The sequence below is a fragment of the Nocardia farcinica genome (assembly GCF_029867845.1).
Classification (GTDB): Bacteria; Actinomycetota; Actinomycetes; order Mycobacteriales; family Mycobacteriaceae; genus Nocardia; species Nocardia farcinica_A.
The window spans coordinates 1-6359 of sequence record NZ_JARWRU010001245.1 but is presented as its reverse complement, the minus strand read 5'-3'; the positions used below and the strand labels follow the sequence as shown (position 1 = coordinate 6359).

The 6359-nt window shown below is 73.4% G+C and carries 5 protein-coding genes; 3 read left to right on the top strand and 2 right to left on the bottom strand.

The annotated features are described in order from the left end of the window. Nucleotides 1-1049 (bottom strand): sensor histidine kinase (locus QH283_RS27845; RefSeq protein WP_280505895.1); only part of this gene is annotated, 1049 nt, incomplete at its 3' end. A gap of 178 nt (nucleotides 1050-1227) precedes the next feature. Between QH283_RS27845 and QH283_RS27840 the strand changes: the two genes are divergently transcribed. Genes QH283_RS27840 through QH283_RS27830 form a run of 3 tightly spaced genes read left to right on the top strand, consistent with a single transcriptional unit; the run spans nucleotide 1228 to nucleotide 4848 of the window. Next, nucleotides 1228-1548: a hypothetical protein gene (locus QH283_RS27840; protein ID WP_280505894.1), complete on the top strand. Its 321-nt coding sequence runs from the start codon at nucleotides 1228-1230 to the stop codon at nucleotides 1546-1548. A gap of 37 nt (nucleotides 1549-1585) precedes the next feature. Next, the gene (locus QH283_RS27835; protein WP_280505893.1) at nucleotides 1586-2359 is read left to right on the top strand and encodes an ABC transporter ATP-binding protein; all 774 of its coding nucleotides are present in this window, start codon (nucleotides 1586-1588) and stop codon (nucleotides 2357-2359) included. After that, the gene (locus tag QH283_RS27830; protein ID WP_280505892.1) at nucleotides 2359-4848 is read left to right on the top strand and encodes an ABC transporter permease; all 2490 of its coding nucleotides are present in this window, start codon (nucleotides 2359-2361) and stop codon (nucleotides 4846-4848) included. Before QH283_RS27835 ends, QH283_RS27830 begins: the two co-directional genes overlap by 1 nt. A 14-nt stretch (nucleotides 4849-4862) precedes the next feature. On the opposite strand, the gene QH283_RS27825 is transcribed toward QH283_RS27830, so the two are convergent. Next, nucleotides 4863-6233 carry a hypothetical protein gene (locus QH283_RS27825; protein ID WP_280505891.1) on the bottom strand — a complete coding sequence of 457 codons (1371 nt, stop codon included), beginning with the start codon at nucleotides 6231-6233 and terminating at the stop codon, nucleotides 4863-4865. Nucleotides 6234-6359: the final 126 nt, after the last annotated feature.

Sequence of the window (6359 nt, the reverse complement as noted above, 5' to 3'; positions counted from 1 at the left end):
TGCTTGACCACATTGGCCAGCGACTCCTGCCCGATCCGGTAGATCGCCAGCCCCACCGCAGCCGACACCGCGTCCAGGTGCTCGTCGATGCGGATCTCGTCGAAGCGCAGCCCGGCCTTGGTGAAATCGGCGATCAGCTCGGGCAGATCGCGCACCCCTGGTTCGGGCGCGGAGCTGGTGCTGCGCTCGCCGAGCAACCCAACGGTGCGGCGGATGTCGGCCATGGCCTGCCTGCCGAGGCGTTCGGCGTCGACCAGCGCCTCCACCGCCTCGTCCACGTCGCGGTCGGTCTGCAAGGCATGCCTGGCCGCGGTCAGGTGCAGCAGCGTGATGCTCAGCGAGTGCGCGATGACATCGTGCACCTCGCGGGCGATGCGCCTGCGTTCCTCGTCGGCGGCCTGCTCGGCACGGATGGCCTGACTCTCGCGCTCCTGGTAGAGGAAGTGGCGCTGGTAGCGCAGCATGACCCCGACCATCCAGCCCAGCGCCACCCCGGCCGAGTACATCAGCAGCCCCTGCACCGGTTCGCCGCCGTCGCTCCAGGCCAGCCGGCCGCTCAGATCGAAGGCGAGCAGTTCGGCGACGGCGAGCAGCGCGAACGGCGCGCTGTAGCGTTTCGGCGCGATGGCGGCGACCTCGCCGACGGCGAGCACCAGCAGGAACGGCGCGAAGTCCGAGGACACCGGCTGCAGCAGGAGCAGCGCGGTGGCGAGCATGGCGCTGCCCGCGAGCGCGGTCGGCCGCGGCGTGAATCCGAGCAGGCAGAACAGGGCCACCGGCAGGTGCACCACCGCAAGCGCCAGCAGCGGCACCGGCGACGGGAAGTACTCGTGGCGCTGCGCGACGGCGACCACGCTGACCACCAGCATCGCCAGGTCGGCGCACAACAGCACCGCGGGCGGGTAGTCGAAGGGCAGCTCGTCGATGTGACGGCGCGCGACCGCCACGGGATGGCGCGCGAAGGCGGCGAGGCGGTCGCGGACGCTGCTCGCGGCGCCGACCGGCGCGGCCGGACGGACCCCCGCCGGTGTGGCCTGCAGCACGTCCATGGGTTCAGGTTAGCCCCGGGCGGTCGACGGTCACATCGTGCCGCGAGCGGGCGGCGGCTCCTACCACGGTAGGACGCGGATTCGGTGCCCCGGCACGACGATCGCAGCGCCGCGCGCCCGTAGCGTCGATTCCGTCGAACCCCGCGGCACCGCGGGGACAGGCACGGAGGTGATCGACATGACCTGGACCGATCAGCACGCCCGCACCGAGATCGTGCGTACCGTGCTCGCCCGCGCCGCGGTCGACCCGGCCGACCCGGATCTGTTCGCCGGACTGCCGGATCTGGACCGTCTCTTCGGCGGCGTCGAGGGTCTGCTGTTGACCTTGGGCTACCGATGGCGCAACCATCTGGACGTCAAGATCGAACTGGGCGCGGCGAACGGCCGCACGCCCGAGGAGATGTACCGGGAGCTGTGCGCCGAACAGCCCGCGCTGCGGGCGTTGCTCGACGCCCAGTACGTCCGCCGCGACCTCGCGGCTCCGGCGCCGGTGCGCTGACCGCCTTTTCCACCGGAGCAGAGGGGGGATTCGTCCCATGTCGGAACCGGCCATGCTGGAGCTGTCGGGCGTCACCAAGGAGTATCGGATCGGCGGGCAGCGCGTGCGCGCGCTCGACGGCGTCGATCTGCGGATCGAGCCGGGCGAGTTCACCTCGATCATCGGCCCTTCCGGTTCCGGCAAGAGCACGCTGCTGCACCTGCTCGGGTCGCTGGACACCCCGGATTCGGGGTCCATCACCTTCCAGGGCGAGGAGATCGGCCGGCTGCCCGAGGAACGGCAGGCCGAATTCCGCCGCCACAAGGTCGGTTTCGTCTTCCAGTTCTTCAATCTGCTGCCCACGCTGACCGCCTGGGAGAACGTGGCCGTCCCGAAGCTGCTCGACGGCACCGGGCTGCGCAGGGCGAAACCACGCGCGCTGGAACTGCTGGAGCGGGTCGGACTCGGCGATCGGGCCGAGCACCGGCCCGCCGAGCTGTCCGGCGGGCAGATGCAGCGGGTCGCGGTGGCGCGGGCGCTGATCATGGACCCGCCGCTGATCCTGGCCGACGAGCCGACCGGCAATCTCGACTCGGCCACCGGCGCCGCCATCCTCGAACTGCTCGGCGACCTGACCGGGGACGGCAATTCGATCGTCATGGTCACCCACGATCTGGGCGCGGTGCGCTACTGCGACCGGGTGGTGACCCTGCGCGACGGGCGGATCGGTTCGGTCGAGCGCACCGAACGGACGGCGGAACCCCGGGCGGCGGACGGTGACGACGGGCAGCCGGTGGCGGCCGATCCGGTCGCGGATGCGGAGCGGGCCTGATGCGCGCGGCGCTGGACCGGTTGCGGCTGTTCAACATCGGCGAGTTGCTGGCCCACCCCGGCCGCACCCTCATGTCGCTGACGGTGATGGGGGTGTCGGCCGGGTTGCTGGTGTCGGTGCTGAGCATCTCCGGCTCGGTGACCGGCTCGGTGGAGCGGCTCACCCGCGCCCTCGGCGGCGACGCGGTGCTCGAGGTCACCGGCATCACCGACGCGGGCTTCGCGCAGGACCTGCTGCCGGCGGTGGCCGCCACCCCCGGCGTCGCGCACGCGGTGCCGATGTTGCGCGCCCCGCTCGGCACCGGCGAGGACCGAGCGTTGCTGCTCGGCGCGGACGCCTCGGTCACCGCGTTGGGCAGCGAACTGGCCGGGCCGATGGGGGCGCAGGCGGCGAAGCTGTTGTCCACCCCGAACGGCGTGCTGGTCGGCGCGGCGATGGGCCGCGCCGAGGGCGAGCGCTTCGAGCTCGGCGGCCAGACCGTCACCGTCGCCGGGGTTCTCGACGACGAGACCTCACGCAAACTCAACGGCGGTCACCTGGTGGCCGCGCCGCTCCCGCTGGCGCAGCGGATCACCGACCGTGCGGGCAGGCTGGACTCGATCCAGATCGTCGCCGCCGACGGCGCGGACGTGGCGCGGCTGCGATCGGCGCTGACCGACGCCGTGGCCGGGCGCGCGGTGGTGGCCGATCCCGATCTGCGCGCCGCCCAGGCGGGCGGGGCCATGCAGATCGTGCGCTACTCCACGCTCATGTCGGCGGTGGCCGCGCTGATCGTCTCGGCCTTCCTGATCTACAACGCGATGAGCATGGCGGTGGCCCAGCGCAGGCCGATGTTGTCGCTGGTGCGCGCCATCGGCGGCAGACGCGGTCCGATGGTGGGTGACCTGCTGGTGGAGGCTGCGCTGCTCGGCCTGCTCGGCGGCGCGGTCGGCGCGGTGATCGGGATGTTCACCGGCAGGCTGACCATCGACCTGTTGCCCGCCGCCATGGTGCAGTCGGTGGAGGCGCGCACCGAGTACATGGTGCCCGGGTACGCGGTGCCGGTGGCGGTGGCGGCCTGTGTGCTGGCCAGCGTGGCGGCCGCGGCGCTGGCGGCCCGCCAGGTGTACAAGGTGGCCCCGGTCGAGGCGCTGGTGCCGGTGGGCTCCGGGCAGGCCGACGTGGCCTCGCCGCTGCTGCGCGGGCTCGCCGCCGTGGCGGGCGTGCTCACCGTCGCGGCCGCGATCACGGTGGCCTACCTCGACCTCGGGCGGCTGTCGCTGGCCGCCATCTCGCTGGCCTTCCTCGCCGGACTGCTGCTGTGTTTCGCCGCGACCGGCCCGATCGTGCGCGGGGCCGCCGCCATCGCCAGGATCTTCGGCGGGCCGGGCACCCTGGGCGCCACCACGCTCGAACGCGCGCCGCGCCGGGTGTGGGCGACCGCCATGACGGTCATGATCGGCGTGGCCGCCACGGTGGCGATCGGCGGCGCGGCCGAGGACATGGTGGATTCGGCCACCGGCAGCTTCGCCGCGCTGGGCGAGACCGACCTCTACGTCAGTCCCGGCTCGATGGAGGCCTTCCCGACCGGCCCGCTCATGGACCCGGAACTGAAGAGCAGGATCGCCGAGCTGCCCGGCGTGGCCTCGGTGGACCCCGCGCAGATGGCGTTCGCGACCGTGGGCGGCGGCCGGATCATGTTGCAGGGCTACCCGACCGAGCGCGGCGTGGTGCGCGTCGGCTCGGTCGATCGAGCGGTGCTGCCCCGGCTGGACAGCGGCGAGGCGGTGGTGATCTCCCGCGACGTGGCCCGTTCCCAGAGCGTGGACGCCGGCGACCGGCTGGTGCTCGACACCCCGTCCGGGCCGCGCGATGTCGAAGTGGCGCAGGTGATTCCGTACATGTCGGCGATCGCCGGCGTGATCATGATGGACCTCGATCATCTGCGCGAGTGGTACGGCAGGCCCGGGGAGACGTTGCTGGCCGTCGAGGTGGAGACCGGCGCCGATCCCGCCGAGGTGCGGGCGGCGATCGCCGCGATCGTGCCCGCCGGCTATCACGTCGACACCGGCGACGAGGTGGTCACCGCCGTCTCCTCGAGCATGCGACAGGGCTCGGCCATGAGCCGGTCCATCCTGTGGATCGTGGTGCTGGTGGCCACGGTGGCGCTGCTGAACACCCTGATGCTGTCGGTGCTGGAACGCCGCCGCGAACTCGGCGTGCTGCGCGCGATCGGCACCGGCCGCCGGTTCCTGTTGCGCTCGGTGCTGGCCGAGGCCGCCGGGATCGGCGTGGTCGGCGCACTCATCGGTCTCCTGGTCGGGGCGGGCGCACAGTATCTGTCCGACATGGCGCTCGGGCACGCGGTCACCATCGACATCGCCTACTCCCCCGACCCGGTCCTGCTGGTCTACGGCCTGGCGGCGCTGCTGCTGGCGCTGCTCGGCTCGATTCCGCCCGCCATCCGCGCCGCGCGCATGCCGATCGTGCAGGCCCTCGCCGTCGACTAGACCGGACCGGCGGGCTAGACCGGGGCGTCCTCCCACCAGGCGGCCAATTGCTCGTCCGCCGAGGGCAGCGGTGCCAGCGGGTGCCTGGAGGCGCCGGTGTGGGTGGCGTAGAGCAGATAGGCGCCGCGCGGGGACTCGGCCGGGAAGGCGACCGCCAGATTGGCGGTGTGCCGCAACACCTGTCCGGCCGCCGCCTGCACCCACAACCGCTGGGTGACCTGCTCGCCGTCCTTGCGTCCCTCCGACTCGACGGACGGCGGCAGCCTGTCCAGCACGTCGGCGACCACGCGCGGCGACTCGTACTGCAGGATCACGTAGTCCATAGACCGCTCGCTGCCCGCCGAGGCCAGGCATTCCCACGCCACCAGCCACGGGCCGTCGGCGAGCACCGGTTCCCCGATCCGCAACGTGTCCCCGCGCCGATGGGCGAAACAGGTGGTGTCGCCGTGGCCGGGCCCCTCGGTCACGCTGCCCTGCGGCAGCAGACGCGGAAACGCCTTGCGGCTGGCCATGAACGGATCGGAGGTGACGGCCCGGCTCTCGGTGGTCGTCGGCGCGGCCGCCGCCTCCGGCTCCGACGTGGCCGCGGGGTCGGTGCGCAGCTGCACCACCACGAAGACACCGACGGCCAGGGCGAGCACGGCCACCACGCCGAGGATCAGCGGAGCCACCAGCAGAGCGGTGCCGAACGAACGCCGCGGTGGCGCGGCGGGATTCGGCGGATAGGCCTGCTGCGTCTGCGGGGGGACGTATCCGCCCGGCGGGGGTGCCGCCGGATCGAACGCGGGGGCGACCGGTGGCGGCGGGGGCGGCGAATCCGGTGCGACGAAGGCTGCTCCCGGGTCGCCCTGCGACGACACCGCGACGCCGCCCGCGTCATCGGCCACGGGGGTCCCTGCCGCAGTGCCGGATTCGGCGCGGGCACGGGGCTCGTCGGAGCCGGCCTGCTCGTTCGCATCCGTTCCCGCGTCTGCCGTCGCGGCCCCGCCCGCGGAGGTGGCGGCATCGGTTCCGGTGGCCACCGCACAGCGGTCGGCGTCCGCTTTCGCGCCGGATTTCACCAGGCTCACGGCGCCCGCCGTGGCGGCACGGTCGGGCGAGCCCGCCTCGGCCCCGGCCCGCTCCCCGCCCGGCGAGCCCGAAGCCCGGCCCGGCACCGCGCCGTGGTCGACGGTCCTGGCGTCGCAGCCCGCCGCCGCACGCGGCGACTCCGTGGGCTCGACGGTCTGCTGTTCTGCGCCCACAGCTCCCCGACCCGCCGCGGGCTGTTCGGCCTGCCCGGCCACGGCCGGGCCCGCGGGCGCCTGATGCGCCTGTCCCGGCACGATCGCGGACGGAGCGGCGGCCTGCGGAAGCTGCTCGGGCGACGGGACTACCGCGGCCACGGCCGGTTGGTGGCTCCGGCCGGGCCGGGGGGGTTACCGGGCGTGGTTGCCCCGCCCGACGCACTGGCATGTTGAAGTGGGGGCGCAGACCGCGCGCGCAGCAGTCCAAACCCGGGTACGGTGGGG

Excerpts from the sequence above, each read along its gene's own strand:
- QH283_RS27840 (WP_280505894.1), top strand. The coding sequence starts at position 1,228 with ATGACCTGGACCGATCAGCACGCCCGCACCGAGATCGTGCGTACCGTG.
- QH283_RS27835 (WP_280505893.1), top strand. The coding sequence starts at position 1,586 with ATGTCGGAACCGGCCATGCTGGAGCTGTCGGGCGTCACCAAGGAGTAT.
- QH283_RS27830 (WP_280505892.1), top strand. The coding sequence starts at position 2,359 with ATGCGCGCGGCGCTGGACCGGTTGCGGCTGTTCAACATCGGCGAGTTG.